Annotated in this window: 18 protein-coding genes; 4 read left to right on the top strand and 14 right to left on the bottom strand. The window is 67.5% G+C overall.

All coding sequences use genetic code 11. The annotated features are described in order from the left end of the window. Positions 1–2: 2 nt before the first annotated feature. Complete coding sequence (locus A3ES_RS0107920; protein WP_020386256.1) at positions 3–2,147, bottom strand: 3-hydroxyacyl-CoA dehydrogenase NAD-binding domain-containing protein; 2,145 nt, start codon at positions 2,145–2,147, stop codon at positions 3–5. Beyond that, a complete protein-coding gene (locus A3ES_RS0107925) occupies positions 2,144–3,370 on the bottom strand; it encodes an acetyl-CoA C-acetyltransferase (protein WP_020386257.1) in 1,227 nt (408 codons plus the stop codon). Before A3ES_RS0107925 ends, A3ES_RS0107920 begins: the two co-directional genes overlap by 4 nt. 91 nt (positions 3,371–3,461) lie before the next feature. Here A3ES_RS0107925 and A3ES_RS0107930 point away from each other — a divergent pair, with 91 nt between their 5' ends. After that, positions 3,462–4,229, top strand: a complete 768-nt coding sequence (locus A3ES_RS0107930; RefSeq protein WP_020386258.1) for a MerR family transcriptional regulator — start codon at positions 3,462–3,464, stop codon at positions 4,227–4,229. 9 nt (positions 4,230–4,238) lie between these two features. Here the strand turns inward: A3ES_RS0107930 and A3ES_RS0107935 are convergent, their stop codons facing one another. The 10 genes from A3ES_RS0107935 to A3ES_RS0107985 form a co-directional block, all read right to left on the bottom strand. After that, complete coding sequence (locus A3ES_RS0107935; RefSeq protein WP_157630385.1) at positions 4,239–5,462, bottom strand: sugar ABC transporter permease; 1,224 nt, start codon at positions 5,460–5,462, stop codon at positions 4,239–4,241. Continuing rightward, positions 5,462–6,253 (bottom strand): ATP-binding cassette domain-containing protein, encoded by a 792-nt coding sequence (locus tag A3ES_RS0107940; protein ID WP_020386260.1) that lies wholly within the window; start codon positions 6,251–6,253, stop codon positions 5,462–5,464. The genes A3ES_RS0107935 and A3ES_RS0107940 overlap by 1 nt, the downstream gene beginning before the upstream one ends. Continuing rightward, a complete protein-coding gene (locus A3ES_RS0107945; RefSeq protein ID WP_020386261.1) occupies positions 6,253–7,326 on the bottom strand; it encodes a substrate-binding domain-containing protein in 1,074 nt (357 codons plus the stop codon). The genes A3ES_RS0107940 and A3ES_RS0107945 overlap by 1 nt, the downstream gene beginning before the upstream one ends. A gap of 371 nt (positions 7,327–7,697) precedes the next feature. Further along, positions 7,698–8,840 carry an acyl-CoA dehydrogenase family protein gene (locus A3ES_RS0107955; RefSeq protein ID WP_020386263.1) on the bottom strand — a complete coding sequence of 381 codons (1,143 nt, stop codon included), beginning with the start codon at positions 8,838–8,840 and terminating at the stop codon, positions 7,698–7,700. 27 nt (positions 8,841–8,867) lie between these two features. Beyond that, positions 8,868–9,992, bottom strand: coding sequence for a CaiB/BaiF CoA transferase family protein (locus A3ES_RS0107960; RefSeq protein WP_026162661.1), 1,125 nt, complete (start codon positions 9,990–9,992; stop codon positions 8,868–8,870). Between the two features lie 39 nt (positions 9,993–10,031). Then, a complete protein-coding gene (locus A3ES_RS0107965) occupies positions 10,032–10,427 on the bottom strand; it encodes a hypothetical protein (RefSeq protein WP_020386265.1) in 396 nt (131 codons plus the stop codon). Next, positions 10,424–11,167 carry an SDR family oxidoreductase gene (locus A3ES_RS0107970; RefSeq protein ID WP_020386266.1) on the bottom strand — a complete coding sequence of 248 codons (744 nt, stop codon included), beginning with the start codon at positions 11,165–11,167 and terminating at the stop codon, positions 10,424–10,426. The genes A3ES_RS0107965 and A3ES_RS0107970 overlap by 4 nt, the downstream gene beginning before the upstream one ends. Positions 11,168–11,186: 19 nt before the next feature. Further along, positions 11,187–12,059 (bottom strand): RNA polymerase sigma-70 factor, encoded by an 873-nt coding sequence (locus tag A3ES_RS0107975; protein ID WP_020386267.1) that lies wholly within the window; start codon positions 12,057–12,059, stop codon positions 11,187–11,189. A gap of 370 nt (positions 12,060–12,429) precedes the next feature. Next, complete coding sequence (locus tag A3ES_RS0107980) at positions 12,430–12,993, bottom strand: DinB family protein (protein WP_020386268.1); 564 nt, start codon at positions 12,991–12,993, stop codon at positions 12,430–12,432. A 15-nt stretch (positions 12,994–13,008) separates the two neighbouring features. Next, positions 13,009–14,481: a cobyric acid synthase gene (locus tag A3ES_RS0107985; protein WP_020386269.1), complete on the bottom strand. Its 1,473-nt coding sequence runs from the start codon at positions 14,479–14,481 to the stop codon at positions 13,009–13,011. Positions 14,482–14,543: 62 nt separating this feature from the next. Between A3ES_RS0107985 and A3ES_RS0107990 the strand changes: the two genes are divergently transcribed. The 3 genes from A3ES_RS0107990 to A3ES_RS0108000 all read left to right on the top strand — a co-directional run bounded on the left by A3ES_RS0107990 (position 14,544) and on the right by A3ES_RS0108000 (position 16,260). Further along, positions 14,544–14,840, top strand: a complete 297-nt coding sequence (locus tag A3ES_RS0107990; RefSeq protein WP_020386270.1) for a GNAT family N-acetyltransferase — start codon at positions 14,544–14,546, stop codon at positions 14,838–14,840. Continuing rightward, positions 14,837–15,370: a YbaK/EbsC family protein gene (locus A3ES_RS0107995; protein WP_020386271.1), complete on the top strand. Its 534-nt coding sequence runs from the start codon at positions 14,837–14,839 to the stop codon at positions 15,368–15,370. Before A3ES_RS0107990 ends, A3ES_RS0107995 begins: the two co-directional genes overlap by 4 nt. 65 nt (positions 15,371–15,435) lie before the next feature. Continuing rightward, positions 15,436–16,260 (top strand): helix-turn-helix domain-containing protein, encoded by an 825-nt coding sequence (locus A3ES_RS0108000; RefSeq protein ID WP_020386272.1) that lies wholly within the window; start codon positions 15,436–15,438, stop codon positions 16,258–16,260. 109 nt (positions 16,261–16,369) lie between these two features. Here the strand turns inward: A3ES_RS0108000 and A3ES_RS0108005 are convergent, their stop codons facing one another. After that, the gene (locus A3ES_RS0108005) at positions 16,370–16,801 is read right to left on the bottom strand and encodes an organic hydroperoxide resistance protein (protein WP_020386273.1); all 432 of its coding nucleotides are present in this window, start codon (positions 16,799–16,801) and stop codon (positions 16,370–16,372) included. A gap of 27 nt (positions 16,802–16,828) precedes the next feature. Further along, positions 16,829–17,782 (bottom strand): quinone oxidoreductase family protein, encoded by a 954-nt coding sequence (locus A3ES_RS0108010; RefSeq protein ID WP_020386274.1) that lies wholly within the window; start codon positions 17,780–17,782, stop codon positions 16,829–16,831. Positions 17,783–17,803: the final 21 nt, after the last annotated feature.

Below are 17,803 nucleotides of genomic sequence, written 5' to 3' on the forward strand. Positions count from 1 at the left end.
GGTCAGGCGAACTTCTCGCCTGCCTCCGCCTTGCGGACCAGGAGCGCGGGGGGTTCGAAGCGGGAGCCGTAGGTTTGAGCTAGCTCGCGGGTGCGGGTGACGAAGGCGGGGAGGCCACCCTGGTAGGCGTTGATGTACTGGAGGGCGCCGCCGTGGAGGGGTGGGAAGCCGATGCCGAAGATGGAGCCGATGTTGGCGTCGGCGACGGAGCGTAGTACTCCCTCGTCCAGGCACTTCACCGTTTCGAGTGACATCGCGAACGCCATCCGCTCTTGCAGGTCGATCAGCGGTACGTCGACCCCTTCGCGCACGAAGTGTTCCCACAGCCCCGGCCACAGGTGCTTCGGACCATCCGCCGGGTACTCGTAGAAGCCCGCGCCGGCCGCTTTACCCTTGCGGTCGAACTCGGTGACCAAGCGATCGGCAACCGCCATGCCCGGGTGGTCGTCGAAGGCACCCGCGCTGTCCCCGGCCGCGCGAGCCGCGTCACGGATCTTCATCGGCAGCGTCAGGGTGACCTCGTCGAGCATCGCCAGCGGCGGCGCCGGGAAGCCCAGCTGGGTCGCGGCGCGCTCGATCGTCACCGGGTTGATGCCCTCGGCAATCATCGCGGCACCCTCCATCACCAGCGTGCCGAAGACGCGCGAGGTGAAGAAGCCGCGGCTGTCGTTCACCACGATCGGCGTCTTCTTGATCTGCCGGACCAGGTCGTACGCCTTCGCCAGCGCGCGATCGGACGTCTTCTCCCCCACGATCAGCTCGACCAGCGGCATCCGGTCGACCGGTGAGAAGAAGTGCATGCCGACGAAGTCGTCCGGCCGGTCGATGCCCTCGGCAAGCGACGTGATCGGCAGGGTCGAGGTGTTCGAGCAGAGCAACGCGTCCGGCTCCACCACAGCGGCGATCTCAGCGAAGACCTTCTGCTTCAGCTCTTCGCTCTCGAACACCGCCTCGATCACCAGGTCGCACCCGGCCAGGTCGTTCGGGTCGGCAGCCGGCGTGATCAGACTCAGGAACGCCTCCGCCTTCTCCGGCGTACTGCGGCCCTTCTGCACCTGCTTGGCGAGCAGCTTCTCGGAGTACGCCTTGCCCTTCTCGGCCGCCTCCAGGGAGACGTCCTTGAGCACCACCTCGATGCCCACCTTCGCGCAGACGTAGGCGATCCCGGCACCCATCATGCCCGCGCCGAGTACCCCGACCTTCCGGGCCTTGTACGCCGGTACGTCGGCCGGCCGCGATGCCCCGGCGTTGATCGCCTGGAGCTCGAAGAAGAACGCGTTGGTCATGTTCTTGGCGATCTGGCCGGTCGCCAGCGACACGAAGTACCGGGACTCGATCCTGCTGGCCGTGGCGAAGTCCACCTGACTGCCCTCGACCGCCGCGCTCATGATGGCTCGCGGGGCCGGGTACGGCGCGCCCTTGAGCTGCTTGCGCAGATTCGCGGGGAAGGCCGGGAGGAACGCGGCCAGCTTCGGCGAGGACGGAGTACCGCCGGGGATCTTGTAGCCGTCGCGATCCCACGGCTGCTTGGCGTCACCGTCGTACGCGTCGATCCACCGGTACGCCGCGTCGAGCAGCTCGTCGGCGGGGACGACCTCGTCGACGATGCCGACCGACTTGGCGTGTGCGGGCTTCATCCGCTGCCCTTGCAACAGGACCTTCATCAACGCGTCTTGCAGGCCGAGCATCCTGACCGTGCGGGTGACGCCGCCACCGCCGGGCAGCAGGCCGAGTGTCACCTCAGGAACACCGATCTCGATGCGGTTGTCATCGGCAACGATCCGGTGGTGGCAGGCGAGCGCGATCTCCAGCCCGCCACCGAGCGCGGCACCGTTGATCGCGGCAACGACCGGGACGCCGAGCGTCTCCAGCACGCGGAGCTGCCGCTTGATCTCCTCGACCGTCTCGAACACCTCGGCCGCATTCTCCGGCTGGATCTGGGACAGCAGCTGCAGGTTGCCGCCGGCAAAGAACGTGGACTTGGCGCTGGTGATGACGACGCCTTGGAGACTGTCCTTTTCGGCCTGCAGACGCTCCACGGTCGCGGCCATCGCGCCGACATAGGCGTCGTTCATGGTATTCGCCGAGGCACCCGGCTCGTCCATCGTCAGCGTGACGACACCGTTCGAGTTCTTCCAGTCGATCATGCCGCAAGCCTCTCGATGATGGTCGCGACGCCCATGCCGCCGCCGACGCACAGGGTGGCCAGACCGTAGCGCAGCTCGCGCCGCTCCAGCTCGTCCAGCAGGGTTCCGATCAGCATCGCGCCAGTGGCGCCGAGCGGGTGGCCGAGCGCGATCGCGCCGCCGTTGACGTTCACCTTCTCGTGCGGGACGCCGAGGTCGCTCATGAAGTGCAGCACCGCGGCGGCGAACGCCTCGTTCATCTCGAACAGGTCGATGTCGGAGACCTCGAGCCCTGCCTTGGCAAGCGCCTTGCGGGCCGCGGGCGCCGGCCCGGTCAGCATGATGGTCGGATCGGTTCCGCTGACCGCCGCCGCGACCACCCGGCCGCGCGGCGCCTGGCCGAGCGCCTCGCCGGCCTTCTCGTTGCCGATGGCAACCAGTGCGGCGCCGTCGACGATGCCAGACGAGTTGCCGGCGTGGTGCACGTGGTTAATCCGCTCGACCGTCACGTACTTCTCCAGCGCGACCGAGTCGAAGCCACCGTGCTCACCGATCGCGGCGAACGAGGCGGGCAGCCCGGCCAGCGTTTCGACCGTCGTACCGGGCCGCACGAGCTGGTCGTGGTCCAGGATCTGCAGCCCGTTGCGATCGGTCACCGGGACGACCGAGCGGGCGAAGTACCCGTTGGCCCAGGCCTTCGCGGCCCGCGCGTGCGACTCCGCGGCGTACGCGTCGACGTCGGTGCGGGACAAGCCGTCCATGGTGGCGATCAGGTCGGCGCTGATGCCCTGCGGGATGAAGTTGGTCTGGATCGCGGTCTCCGGATCCATCGCCCAAGCGCCGCCGTCGGAGGCCATCGGCACCCGCGACATCGATTCGACGCCGCCGGCCAGGATGAAGTCCTCCCAGCCCGAGCGGATCCGCTGGGCCGCCTGGTTCACGGCTTCCAGGCCTGACGCGCAGAAGCGGTTGAGCTGCACGCCGCCCGTGGTTTCCGGGTAGCCCGCCGCGAGGACCGCAGTACGGGCGATGTCCATGCCCTGGTCGCCGATCGGGCTGACGACACCGAGTACGACGTCGTCGATGGCGGACTCGTCCAGCTCCGGGTGCCGGACGCGGAGCTCGGTGAGCAGCCCGGTGATGAGCTGGATCGGCTTGACCTCGTGCAGGGCGCCCGCCGCCTTGCCCTTGCCGCGGGGAGTCCGGATCGCGTCGTACAGGAAGGCTTCGCTGGCTGCGGTCATGGTGATCCCGTCGTCTGCCTCGGATGGTCTGAGTCGATTGTGACAGTGATGGTGTCACGATGGTCAAGTGGGGGCCACTATGATCTGCGCCATGCCCCTGTCGTCAGTCCCAGCCGATGCCGAGCCGTCCGGCCAGAACGAGGCGATGCTGACCGTCGACGAGCTCTCCGCGCGGGTCGGGATGACCGTGCGCACGCTGCGCTTCTACGCCGGCCGCGGCCTGATCCCCCCGCCGGTACGCCGCGGGCGCGTCGGGTACTACGGTCCCGAGCACATCGCCCGGTTGGATCTGGTCCGAGAGCTACAGGCGCACGGGTTCACCCTGTCGGCAATCGAGGGCTACCTGGATCGCATCCCGGCCGACGCGACTCCGCAGGACATCGCGCTGCACCGGACCCTGCTCACCCCCTGGATGCGCGACCTGCCCGAAACGCTCGACCGGACGGCGCTGGTACGGCGTACTGGGCGTGAACTGACCGATGACGACATCGAAATGCTCGTCGCGCTGGGCGTGGTCGAGCCGACGCCGGACGAGGACGTCTTCCAGGTCGCGACGGCGCACCTCAGCCTCGGGGTGGAACTGCTCGACCTCGACCTGCCGGTCGAGGCGGTGCTGGACGCCGGGCGGATCTTCACCGAGCACGGGCGCGCATTGGCCGAGGAGCTGACCGAGGTGTTCCGGACCAAGGTCTGGCCCCACTACCGCGACTCAGGCGGCCCGCCAGAGCACATCCAGCAACTCGTCGAACGCTTCAAGCCGGTGACGATCCAGGGCCTGGTGCTGGCCTACGAGCGAGCCGTCGGCGAAACCCAACGCGACACGATCCGCCGCTCCCGCGACAAGCCCCCACGCCGCTGACCACCCGCCTCAGCGGCCGTGGCTGGCGCGAGAGCGGCGGGCCAGGGAGTCGACGCCGACGGCCAGCAACAGCACGACGCCGGTGACGAAGAACCGGTACGACGAATCGAGGCTGAGCAGGGTCAGCCCGCTCGAGATCGACTGGATCACGAGGATGCCGAGCACCGCGGCGAAGGCGGTGCCTCGACCGCCGAACAGGCTGGTACCGCCGATCACGGCCGCAGCGATCGCGTTCAGGTTCACGTCGCCACCTCCGCTGCTCTGGTTGGCAGCGGCCAGTCGCGCTGCTCCGAGTACGCCGCCGATTGCCGCGAGCGTCGTACAGAAGGCGAAGGCCGAGACGTAGACCAAGCGAACGTTGATGCCGGCTCGACGAGCTGCCTCGACGTTGCCGCCGACGGCGTACAGGGACTTGCCCCATTTGGTCGAGGTCAGGGCGTAGTGGAGGGCCAGGGCGAGCGCCACCAAGAGTACGAACATCCAGCCGACGCCGCGGCTCCGGTTCAGATACCAGACGGCGAAGCCGAGTCCGATGACGAGGACCGCGCTCCGGATCACCAGGAACCGGAGCGAGCGTGCCGGGAGATCCGCAGTACGGCGTTTGCGCGCGTACAGGTATCCGACCAGGAACAGGCCTGCTGCCGCTCCGAGGACGAGGAGATACGACAACCAGGCCGGCACGAAGGAGAGCTGCGCGAACCTGACCAGGGCGGAGTCGTACGGGAGGTTCACCGAACCGGAAGTGCCCAGCGCCTTCAGTTGCAGGCCCAAGAAGGACAGCAGACCGGCGAGCGTGATCACGAAGCTCGGGATGCCGACTCGGTTGTAGATCTGGGCGTAGAGGACGCCGATCGCGCATCCGGCCGCGACGGCCGCGAGTACCGCGGCCCAGACCGGCCACTGCTCGTTGACGAAGAGGATCGCGGTGATCGCCGCCGCAAGTCCGCTGATCGAGCCGACGGACAGGTCGATCTGGCCGATCAGCAACACACAGACGATGCCTAGCGCAACGATCCCGACGGGCACGCACTCCATCGTCAGGTTCACCAGGTTGGTGCTGGACAGGAAGATCGGATTCAGCGCCTGCAGAACCGCCCAGATCACCACCAGCCCCGCGACCACGGGAACCATCCCGAGTTCGCCGGCCCGGACCCGATCCACCAGCAGACCCACAACCGCCCGCGGCCCCACGCCTTGCCGCAACCGCTCATCGCTCAGGTCGACAGCCGCCATCACCATGCACCCCCAGCCATACCGCTTCGGTCAACCGTCTCGGAGCGCGCGGCTCGTTGCGTGACCGCGTTGTCGCCGGCGCCCGTGATCGCGGCGACGATCTCCTCCGACGATGTGGTCCGGGCATCGAAGACGCCGCTGTTCCGGCCGAGCCGCAGAACCACTACCTGGTCTGCCACCGCTCGTACGTCGGACATGTTGTGGCTGATCATGACGACCCCGTGACCGTTCTCCCGGAGGCGATCGATCAGGTTGAGCACTTCCGCGGTCTGCGCGACGCCGAGGGCGGCGGTCGGCTCGTCGAGGATGATGATCTTCGGATCCCCGAGCAACGATCGCGCGATCGCCACGGTCTGCCGCTGCCCACCGGACAGCGCTGCCACTGGCAACCTGACGGCCGGAAGCTTGGCCGACAACTGCCGGAGCAACTCCCAGGACCGGACCTCCATCGCGACATCGTCGAGCCGGAACGGGCTGAGTTCCTGACCGAGGAACAGGTTCTCGATCACGTTGAGGTTCTCGCACAGGGCAAGATCCTGGAACACCGTGGCGATGCCGAGCCGGTGAGCCGCCGCCGGTCCGGGAATGGTCACCTCACGGCCCTCGAACGCGATCCGGCCGCCGTCCGGGCTGTGCACTCCCGAGAGCACCTTCACCAGCGTCGACTTCCCCGCGCCGTTGTCGCCGACGATCGCGACCACCTGGCCGGCGTCCACCTCGAGGTCGACGTCGGTGAGCGCCGCGACCGCGCCGAAGTTCTTGCTGATGCCCTGAAGGCGAAGGATCGCCATCACCTGATCCCGAGCTTCTCGCACCCGGCCTGGTACTCCGCCGTACAGACGTCAGCGATCTTCAGGGCGAAGTCCGGAGCCTTGAGGATCTCGGCGACGTTCTGCTGGGTGACGACGGTCGGCGTGAACAACTCAGACGGGGTGTCGAACAGGGTGGCCTTGCCGGCCGGCTTCTTGCCCTGGGCAAACTCGTTGGCGACCACGGCGGCCGCGTCGGCGACGATCTTGATCGGCTTGGAGATGGTGTTGTACTGGTCGCCCGCGATCACCCGCTGGATCGCCGCGAGCTCGGCGTCGTTGCCGGTGATCGGCGGCACCTTGGTACCGGCCGCCTTGAACGCGGCGATGGCGGCGCCGCCCGTACCGTCGTTGGCTGCGACCACGCCGGCGATCTGGTTGCCGGGGAAGCGGGTGATCTGACCGCTCACCCATTCCTGCGCCTTCGGCGGCTGCCAGCCCGGGGTGTCGAACTCCGCGAGCAGCTTGAACCCGCTGGTGTCGACGGCGTTGTGGATCCCCTTCTTGATCAGGCCGGCAGCGGCGTCGGTGGGTGAGCCGTTGACCTGCAGGATCCCGCCGGTGGCCTTGGTCTCCTTCAAGTGGTCAACGAGCGACTCGGCGATCAGCTGACCGATCTTCTCGTTGTCGAAGGAGATGTAGTAGTCGGCCTTCTTGTCCGGGATCGGCCGGTCGTAGGCGATCACCGGCACGCCCTGGCCTTGTGCGGCCTGGACGATCGAGGCGGCCGCGGCGGAGTCGACCGGGTCGATCACGATCGCCTTCACACCTTGGGCGAGCATCGAGTTCGCCTGCTGCTGTTGCTTGGCGGGGTCTGCCGCCGCGTTCTGGTAAAGCACCTCGCAGTCCGCGCAGAGCTCCTTCATCTTCGCCTTGAACAGCGGCGCGTCGAACAGTTCGTACCGGGTCGAGGCGATGTCGGGCATCAGGAACGCGATCTTCGCGTTCTTCCCACCGCCGCCAGCCGCCGCGTCGTTCTCGGCACCACATGCTCCGGCCGCCATGGCGACCACCATCGTCGTGGCGATGGCAACCAGCCCACGCACCTGCCTCATCCGCTTACCTCTCACTCGATCATGTTAACTTCCCAAACTTGGATGTTAAGAACACAACCGCAGGCGAGATGTCGCTGTCAAGATCACAACGACAATGAAGGACCCGAGCCACGCTCTGTCGGGCCTCTCGTCATCGTCGTAGCCCTGGACGATGAACTCACACTCGATGCCGCCCAGCACCGCGACGGCGATGGCCTTGCTGCGATAGCCCTCGAAGGTCCAGGTACGTTCGTGATGTTGGGCGGCAGGCCCGGACCTCCGGCACTCACAAACCGCCCGTTTCCACCCGGGAGCACGCCTGCGCACGCCTGACCGGGTGCGATCAGTTGAGGTTTGTGAGTGGCGGCGGTCCGGCCGCGCTACCTGCTCATTCAGATGCCCATTGTGCGGCCGATGATTTCCTTCATGATTTCGGTGGTGCCGCCGTAGATGGTCTGGATCCGGGTGTCGAGGTAGGCCTTGGCGATCGGGTACTCCGTCATGAAGCCGTAGCCGCCGTAGAGCTGGAGGCACTTGTCGACGACCTTCTTCTGGAGTTCGGTGGTCCACCACTTGGCCATCGCGGCCTCGGAGACGGTGAGGGCGCCGGCGTTGAGTTCCTCGATGCAGCGGTCGACGAAGACGCGGGCGATCTGGGTCTCGGTGGCCAGTTCGGCGAGTACGAAGCGGCTGTTCTGGAAGGAGCCGATCGGGCGGCCGAACGCCTTGCGGTCCTTCACGTACTGCAAGGTCGTCTCGAGCATGCTCTCGCAGGCGGCGGCAGCTACCACGGCGATGGCGAGCCGCTCCTGGGGCAGCTTCTCCATCAGGTAGACGAAGCCCTTGCCCTCCTCGCCGAGCAGGTTCGTGGCGGGCACCCGGACGTTGTCGAAGAAGAGCTCGGCGGTGTCTTGCGCCTTCAGCCCGATCTTGTCCAGGTTGCGGCCGCGCTCGAAGCCCTCCATCCCACGCTCGACGACGATCAGCGAGATGCCCTGGTAGCCGGCGTCCGGGTCGGTCTTGGCGACGACGATGACGAGGTCGGCGAGGATGCCGTTGGAGATGAAGGTCTTCTGGCCGGTCACGATGTAGTCGTCACCGTCACGCCTGGCCGTCGTCGTGATCCCCTGCAGGTCGCTGCCGGCTCCCGGCTCGGTCATGGCGATCGCGGTGACGATCTCGCCAGTACAGAACTTCGGCAGCCAGCGCGCCTTCTGCTCCTCGGTCGCGTAGTCCAGCAGGTACGCCGAAACGATGTCCGCGTGAATCGTGAAGCCAGGGCCGCTCGCGCGCGCCTTGGTCACCTCCTCGATCACCACGGCGTTGAACCGGAAGTCGCGCACCCCGCCGCCGCCGTACTCCTCGGGCACCATGAAGCCGAGCAGCCCAGCTGCCCCCGCCGCGGTCCAGAGCTCGCGCGGCACGATGCCGGCTTCCTCCCAGCTGTCGTGATGCGGCGCGATCTCCTTCTCACAGAAGGCTCGCGCGGTCTCCCGGAAGGCATCGTGATCGGCGTCGAAGAGATGACGTTCCACGGGCGGTCTCCTGTCGTTGAGCTGGTACTACGGGGCCTGGATGGCGGCGCCGGACTCCAGCAGCGCGTCGACGTTCGCGATTCCCCAATCGGTCAACGCGGCCCGGGTGTGCCGGCCGGGCGACGGGGGCGGCTCGGTGACGTCGGTCGCAGTACGGGAGAAGCGTGGAGCGGGCGCTGCCTGGCGAACGCCGTGCCGGTCGATGAAGGTGCTGCGGGCAACTAAGTGCGGGTGGTCGCCGGCCAGCGGGAGGACGGGCGAGACGCAGGCGTCGGTACCGTCGAAGAGCTCGGTCCATTCGGCCTGGGTGTGTTGGGCGAAGGTCTCGGTCAGGAGTTTGTGCAGGGCCGGCCAGTTCGCCACGTCGTACCGGTCGGGGGCGTCGATGCCGAGCAGGCGGACCAGCTCTTCGTAGAACTGCGGCTCGATGGCACCCACGGCCATGTACTCGCCGTCCGAGGTTTCGTAGACGTCGTAGAACGGGGCGCCGGTGTCGAGGAGGTTGCTGCCGCGCTCCTGCTTCCAGCTGCCGCCGGCGAGGGCGCCGAGCAGCATGGTGGTGAGGTGCGCGGAGCCGTCGACGATCGCGGCGTCGACCACCTGCCCGCGCCCGCTCCCCCGCGCCTCGAACAAGGCGGCCAAGACGCCGATGACGAGATAGAGCGAACCGCCGGCGAAGTCGCCTAGCAGATTGGCGGGCACCTGCGGAGGCCCGCCGGCCCGACCGATCAAGTGCAGAGCACCGGACAATGCGAGGTAGTCGATGTCGTGTCCGGCCGATTGCGAGAGCGGGCCGTCTTGTCCCCAGCCCGTCATCCGGCCGTAGACCAGCTTCGGGTTGACCTCGTGACAGGCCTCCGGACCAAGCCCGAGCCGCTCGGCGACGCCCGGCCGGAAGCCTTCGACGAGCACGTCGGCCTTGGCGACCAGCTCGAGGACGGTCGCAACGGCGGCCGGGTCCTTCAGGTTGAGGGCGACGCTTCGGCGGCCGCGATTCACCAGCTCCAGCTCCGGCGGACCCAGCGCGAGACCGCCGCCGGGGCGCTCGATCCGCAGTACGTCGGCGCCCAGCTCCGCCAGCATCATGCAGCCAAACGGCGCCGGCCCGATCCCGGCCAGCTCGACAACCTTCACACCATCCAGTGGCCCCATGAGGCCTATTGTGACAGTAGTACTGTCACAGTAGTCAAGTCAGTGTCCGGTGCGGGGTCGGCTGAGCGCTGCTGGGAGCAGTGCGAGCGGGATCAGGACCCACAGGATCGTGAAGGCCAGGAGCAAGGTCGACAGCGTTGGCGAATCGCCCTCCAGATGGTGCGCGTGGAACGCCAGATGTGGGACGGAATAGGCGAGGTAGGCGAGCAGGGCGACGAGCACCAGGCGCCGTTCGAGCCAGATCGCGGCGGCGATCAGCACGATGCCGATGCCAAGGGTGGTGCTGCCGAAGTCCCTGAAGAGGTGTTCGCTGTACGGCGGGGTCCAGTCGACCGTGGGGACGTCGTTGTAGAAGCTCGACGGGAAGAACAGCGTCCAGCTGCCTACCAGCATTTGGAGGGCTGCGAGGAAGATCAGGCCGGCTCGTAGCTTCATCGGTCGAATCGCTTGGTGAGGTAGTCGTCGAAGGTTTGGTGGCCGTACGGCGTACCGGTGGTCATGGCTGATCCACTCGCATAGGAGCGGAAAATCTTGCCTGGCAGGCGTAGTGGGAGCACTGGTCGGCTCGCGTTGGCGGCGTGCTTCCAGGCTCGGGCGAGGTCGGGGACGGATCGTTGCTCAGGGCCCCCGATGTCGGGGACGCGGCCGGCCGGTTGGGCGGTGACGAGTTCGGCCAGGCGGTCGGCGATGTCTTCGACGGCGATGGGTTGCAGCTTGATCGACGGGGCCAGGAGGAGCGGCAGGAAGCGCTGGGCGGTGAAGACCTGGTCGATGAGGTCGTGAAACTGGGTTGCGCGCAGTACGGAGTACGGGATCGATGACTGGGTGATCAGTCGCTCGGATTCCAGCTTGTAGCGGTAGTACGAGAGCGGGATCTCGTCGATGCCGACGATCGACATCGCGATCAGGTGCTCGACGCCGGACGGGCGCACGCTTTCGATCAGGTTCTGGGTCTGTGCGACGTCACGGCGGCCGAGGCTGGTGGCGAGGTGCACGACGGTGTCTACGCCGTTCACGGCTTCCTTGATGCCCTGGCCGGTGGTGAGATCGCCGGTCACCAGGCCGGGTCCGTGTTTGCGGCTCAGGACGCGGATGTCGTGTCCGGCGGCGCGCAGTCGCTGGACGGTCGGGCGGCCGAGGGTTCCTGTTCCGCCGGTGACGAGGATGGTTCGCATGGAGTGGTTTCCTTTCGGTTCACCAGTCCAGACCGGGCAGCCCTTCGATTCGTGACAACTTGTCGGGATTCAGCACCATCTCGAGGCTCGCGATCAGGTCACCCTCGAAGTGGATGAAGATCACCCCGCGCATGCCATCGGGGGCGGCGGCGATGATCGCTGGCTCGCCGTTGACCTCACCGAGGTACGGCGTGATGCCGGCGCCGAACTTGGTCAGCGTGCCGATCAGGTAGCGCGCCACCCGGTCGCGACCGTGGATCGGGTTGCGGGCCGCCATGACCTTGCCGCCGCCGTCCGCGCGGGAGACGACATCGGCGGCGAGCAGCTTTTCCAGACCGGCGATGTCGCCGTGCTGGGCCGCGGCGAGGAACCGCTCGACGAGCAGGCGCCATTTGCCGGGGTCCACGCGAGCGGTTCGCTGGTCGGCGGCGACGTGCTTGCGCGCTCGTGAATGGAGTTGGCGCGCGTTGGCTTCCGTCGTACCGATCAGGTCGGCGACTTCACGGTGGGAGTAGGCGAAGGCTTCCCGCAGTACGTACGCCGCCCGCTCGGCTGGGGTCAGCTTCTCGAGCACGAGTAGCAGGGCGTAGGAGACGGACTCCTGCTGGGCTAGCTGGTCGAGTGGGCCTTGGTGGTTGGTCGGCTCTGGTAGCCACTCGCCGACGTAGGTCTCGCGACGGGCACGGGCGCTCGTGAACTGATTGAGGCAGAGGTTGGTGACGACCTTCGCCAGAAACGCGGCCGGCTCCTTGACCGTCTGGTGATCAACGGACTGCCACCGCAGCCAGGCTTCTTGAAGCACCTCATCAGCGTCTGTCGCCGAGCCGAGCATCTGGTAGGCGATCCCAAACATCCGCCCACGATGCTGCTGGAACAGCTCCAGTCGATCCACCCCGCCATCTTCGCAGGCAGCACTACGCCCCGCTTCGCGGCTCCTGCGTCGCGGTTGGTGTGCTTAGCCCCTTGCGGGAGGGTTCGCCTATTGGTCTGCCAGGGGGCGATCCCCGCGAAGCGGGGTTAAGCACATCGTTGGCGGCATCTGACCAAGAGAGAGCCGCCTTCGGTGGCTTGTCCGTGCGCTGGTGGAGTTCCTCGTGGGCCGGACGGCCACCACACGCCAAGTCGCGTGGTGGCGCCGGTCGCACGCTCAAGCGAGGGGTTCCGGTGGCATGCCACCGGGGTTGGCATGTGGTGGAGGACCGGCACCCAAGCCGCGACGCAGGAGCGGCGCACCCGGAGTGGGCGGGGCGATGGGAGCCCTTCTACTTGAAAGTCGCTGCGGCCTGCTCGAGGTTCGTGTAGTACTCCGTCCAGCCGGCCTCGTCGAGTACGTCGGCGTCGGGGCCGCCGGTGCCGTCGATCAGCTCTCGGACTATGTCGGCGTGGCCCGCGTGGTGGGCGGTTTCGTCGACCATGCGGATCAGGAGGACGCCTAGGGTGGTTGCTCGGCTGCCCTCGGCCCAGTGGGCTACTGAGCCGGGAGCGTCCAGGTCCAGCGTGGTGATCGTTTCGTCGGCGAAGGCGCAGGCGCGTTCGTACAGACCTGTCAGGTACTCCGTCGACTCGGTCGGGAGGGCCCACATGTCGGCGCCGTCCCAGACTGAGCCGTCCTCGTACCAGGCGAGTTTCTCCGGAGGTACCCGGCCGAAGCATTCGCCCAGGTAGCCATACTCCAGCCCGGCCAGGTGCTTGACCAGGCCAAGCAGGTTGGTGCCGGACGGTACGAGCGGGCGGCGCCGGTCGTACTCCGTGAGGCCGTCGAGCTTCGACAGCAGGATGGCGCGGGATGCCTTGAGTTTGAGGTGTAGCTCTGTCTTGAGGTCCACGGACAAGACGCTAGATCAGCCCACCGACAAAGTCGGCGCACCAGGCGGCACGAAGGGCAGGCCGCCGGGCGCTCCGGATTCGATCAGGCTCAGCAGGGCCGAGGTGTCGAGGTGTTCGTCGATGGCGTCGGCGAGCAGATCCAGCCGGGCTTCGCGGAGAGCGGCGAACGACGTCGTACCGTCCGGCGCAGGTTTGCCGGTCAGCGCGGCGACCTCGGTCAAGAACGCGTGCCGCGCGACGTCGTCATCCAGCAACCCGTGCCAAATAGTCCCCCACACCACCCCCGACCGGCAGCCGCCAGGGAACTCTTCAGCCGACCCACTCACCGTCACGACACCATGATGGATCTCGTACGCCGTCCGCGCCGGCCGGGCAAGCACCTTCTCCGCAGCGAAGACAGTTGCCACCGGCAACAACCCCAGCCCGTGATGGGACCCGCCACCCTCGACCCCCAGCGGATCCGAGATCTCCCCGCCCAGCAACTGATACCCACCACAAATCCCCAGCACCGGCCGTCCAGCCGCCACCCGAGCCGTCACCGCGTCAGCCAGACCCGTCGACCGCAGCCAGGCGAGGTCGGCGGTCGTCGCGCGCGAACCGGGCAGGACGACGAGATCGGCGTCGCGGACCTCAGCGGGACTCGCCGTGAAGAAGACGCTGGTGGTCGGCTCGACGGCGAGCGCATCGAGATCCGTGAAGTTGCTGATCCGCGGGAAGCGCACCACCGCGATCGTGAGCACATCCGACTCCCCTGCCACCCGCCGAGCCGGTACGTCGAGCGCGTCCTCCGAGTCGAGCCAAAGGCCCGGCAACCACGGCAGTACGCCGTACGTCGGCCGTCCGGTCACGGCGCCGAGCATGTCGATCCCGGGCTGCAGCAACGAGACGTCGCCGCGGAACTTGTTCACGACGAACCCGCTGATCAACTGCTGATCCGCCGCATCGAGCAACGCCACCGTGCCGAACATCGACGCGAAGACCCCGCCGCGATCGATGTCGCCGACAACGACCACCGGCGCCCGCGTGTGCTGAGCGAGCCCCATGTTCACGTAGTCCGACTGGCGCAGGTTGATCTCGGTGGGGCTGCCGGCACCCTCGCTGATCACGACGTCGTACCGCGAGGCCAGGTCTTCGTACGCCGCGAACGCCGCCTTCGCCAGCTCGGCACGTTCGGTGAGGAACCCGCGAGCGGTCAGTTCACCCCACGGCTCCCCCATCAGCACCACATGGCTGCGGCGATCGCTCCCCGGTTTGAGCAGCACCGGATTCATAGCCGCCTCAGGCTCGGCCCCAGCCGCGACAGCCTGGATCCACTGCGCGCGGCCGATCTCGGCTCCGTCGGCGCAGACCATGGAGTTGTTCGACATGTTCTGCGCCTTGTACGGCGCGACGCGAACCCCCTGGCGCGCCAACCACCGGCAAAGCCCGGTCACGACAGTCGTCTTACCCGCATCGGACGTAGTACCGGCTACCAGGAGAGAACCCACGGGGTGATCCTAGGTTGTGGCTAGCTGTCGAGTGTCGTAGGAGGCTGGATACAGTGGCTGGCATGGAGAACGAGATCGCAATCGCGGATGCCAAGGACGCCAGCCGGTACGAGGCCCGAGATGCCGATGGCAACCTGATGGGCTTCGTCGATTACAAGCTGCACGACTCGGTGATTTCCTTCCTGCATGCCGAGACGCTGCCGGAGTACCGGGGCCGTGGGGTGGCGGGCAAGATCGCGACCAGGTCGCTTGACGACGCCCGGGATGCAGGGCTGCGGGTCCGGCCGGCATGCCCTTATTACCAAGACTTTCTGAAGGAACACACCGAGTACGCCGACCTCGTGGACGCCCCGCTGTGACGGCGCCGGTGCTGGGCAATCTCGGCTGGCGACCCGCTGCCGACGTCCCCGAACTCCTGGCCGAGCCGGTCCGTACGGCGCTCGACGACCTGCCGGCGTGGGCGGTGGCGATCGACCCGACCCTGGCCGACACGGCAGCATTCTGCGCGGAGTACGACGTACCGATGGCCGCGTCGGCCAACTGCGTGATCGTGCATGGCAAGCGGGCCGGCGAGTCGACGTACGCGGCGGTGATGGTGCTCGCCACTCATCGGGCGGACGTGAACGGCGTCGTCCGCAAGCACCTCGGCGTCCGGAAGATCTCGTTCGCGGCGCAGGACGACGCGGTCGGCTCGACCGGGATGGAGTACGGCGGCATCACGCCGATCGGCGTACCGGCGGCCTGGCCGGTGCTGGTGGACGACGCGGTGGCCCAGGCCGGGCTGGTCGTGATCGGCAGCGGGATCCGCGGCTCGAAGTTGCTCGTCGAGGGCGCGGATCTCGCCAAGCTTCCCGGCGCCACGGTGCTCGGACTCGCCTCCGCAGTCTGAACGTTCGATAACATGCTGGGGTGACGGTTGCGGGAGGGGATGGTGGGCCGACCGCGCTGCGCATCATGCTGGGTGGTCACCTGCGCCGGATGCGTGAGGCCGCGGGGATCAGCCGCGCCGACGCGGGCTGGCAGATCAGGGCCTCGGAGTCCAAGGTCAGCCGGATGGAACTCGGCCGCGTCGGGTTCAAAGAACGCGATGTGAACGACCTGCTCGACCTGTACGAGATGAAGGACAGCCAGGAACGCGAGCGGCTGATGGAGCTCGCCCGGGCGGCGAACAACCCCGGCTGGTGGTCGCGGTACGGCGACGTGATGCCGAGCTGGTTCGCCAACTACGTCGGGCTCGAGGTCGCGGCCAAGCTGATCCGTACCTACGAGGTGCTCTTCGTTCCCGGCCTGCTGCAGACCGAGGACTATGCCCGGGCCGTCGTCCAGCTCGGCAAGGCCTACCTGCCGGCCGACGAGGTCAACCAGCGGGTGTCGCTGCGAGTGACCCGGCAGCAGATCCTGACCCGGCCCGATCCGGCCCGGTTGTGGGTGGTGATCGACGAGGCCGTGCTGCATCGGCCGGTCGGCGGGCGGGCGACCATGCGGGAGCAGATCGAGTACCTGATCACGGTCTCGCAGCTGCCGAACATCACGCTGCAGATCATGCCGTTCAGCAATGTCGGCTATCCGGGTGCGGGTGGCGCGTTCAGCATCCTGCGATTCCCGGAAGGGGATCTGCCGGATGTCGTCTACATCGAGCACGCGGCCAGCGCGCTCTACCTCGACAAGCTCGAGGACCTGGACGAGTACGCCGCGATCATGGAAGCCCTGACCATCGCAGCAGCACCGGTCAACGCCACCCAGTCCCTCCTCGCCGAAGCCCTCCAGCGAATGACCTGACCACCCGACACACCGTTCATTCGCCCCTTTTTGACGCTCTGTGGATAAAGCCCGGCGTTGGGGCGTTGGTCGGGAGCGTCAAAAAGGGGCGAATGAACGGTGTGGTTGGTCAGGCGACGGTGAGGGTGGCCTTGATGTTGCCGCGGGTGGCGTTGGAGTACGGGCAGACCTGGTGGGCCTTGGCGACGAGTTCCTCGGCGGCCTCCCGCTCGAGGGTCGGCAGGCTCACGACCAGCTCGACCTCGAGGCCGTAGCCGGCGCCGCCGTTGATCGGGCCGATGCCGACGGCCGCGCTGACGGTCGAGCCCGTGACGTCCTGCTTGGTGACCCGGGCGACGGTCTTCATCGCGCTGTGGAAACAGGCCGCGTAGCCGGCGGCGAACAACTGCTCGGGGTTGGTGCCTTGGCCGTTGCCACCGAGCTCCTTCGGCGGCGCGACGGTGACGTCGAGCTTGCCGTCGTCGGACGCGGCGCGGCCGTCGCGGCCGCCCTCGGCGGTGGCGCGGGCGGTGTAAAGAACCTTTTCGACTGCGATGGTCATTGCTTGAACTCCTAGTGGGGGCGGGGTTTAGCGAGTGGGGTCAAGAACGAGCTTGCCGACGGTCCGGCGGGCTCGCATGTCTTCGTGGGCGGTGGCGATCTCGGACAGGCCGTACTCGCCGCCGATGACCGCATGCAGCTTGCCGTCCTGGACCAGCGCGAACAGCTCGGCCAGCGGCAGGCTCAGCATCGCCGGGTCCTTGAAGCAGTCGGCCAGCCAGAAGCCGGCGATCGTCTTCGACCCCTTCATCAGCCGCGCGGGCTGGATGGCGGCCGCGGCCTCACGCGAGGCGGCACCGAAGGTGACCATGCGGCCGAACTTGGCGAGCGCGTCGAACGACTCGTCGAAGGTCTTGCCGCCGACCATCTCGAGCACAACATCGACGGGCTTGCCGTTGTTGGCCTCGATGATCCGGTCCTTCAGGCCCTCGGGGTTGCCGTCGATGGCGGCGTCCGCACCGAGCTCGAGGATCTGCTTGCGCTTCTCCTCGGTGGACGCGGTCGCGATCACGCGGCCGGCGCCCGACAGCTTCGCGAGCTGGATGGCGAGCGAACCGACCCCGCCGGCACCGGCGTGGATCAGCACGGACTCCCCCGGCTGCAGGTGGGTCGACGTCTTCAGCAGGTGCCAAGCACTCGTACCCTGCACGACCAAAGCCAGCGCATCGGCGTCACTGACACCCTCCGGTACGTCGAACGCGGCCTGGGCGTAACCGACGGCCTTCTCCGCATACCCGCCCGTGCCGACCAGTGCGACGACGCGACGGCCGTCCGCGGTGTGGCCGACGACCTCGCCACCCGGGATCAGCGGCAGCTCCGCCTTCGACAGGTAGCTGTTCTCGACCTGGTGGGTGTCGGCGTAGTTCACACCGGCCCGGTCCACGGTGATCAGGACCTGACCCTCGCCCGGCACCGGCTCCTCGATCTCGCTGACCTTCAGCACCTCGGGGCCACCGAACTCGGTGATCTGTACGGCTCGCACGGTTACGTTCCTCTCGTCTTC

The sequence above is a fragment of the Kribbella catacumbae DSM 19601 genome (assembly GCF_000372465.1).
In the GTDB taxonomy this organism is placed as follows: domain Bacteria; phylum Actinomycetota; class Actinomycetes; order Propionibacteriales; family Kribbellaceae; genus Kribbella; species Kribbella catacumbae.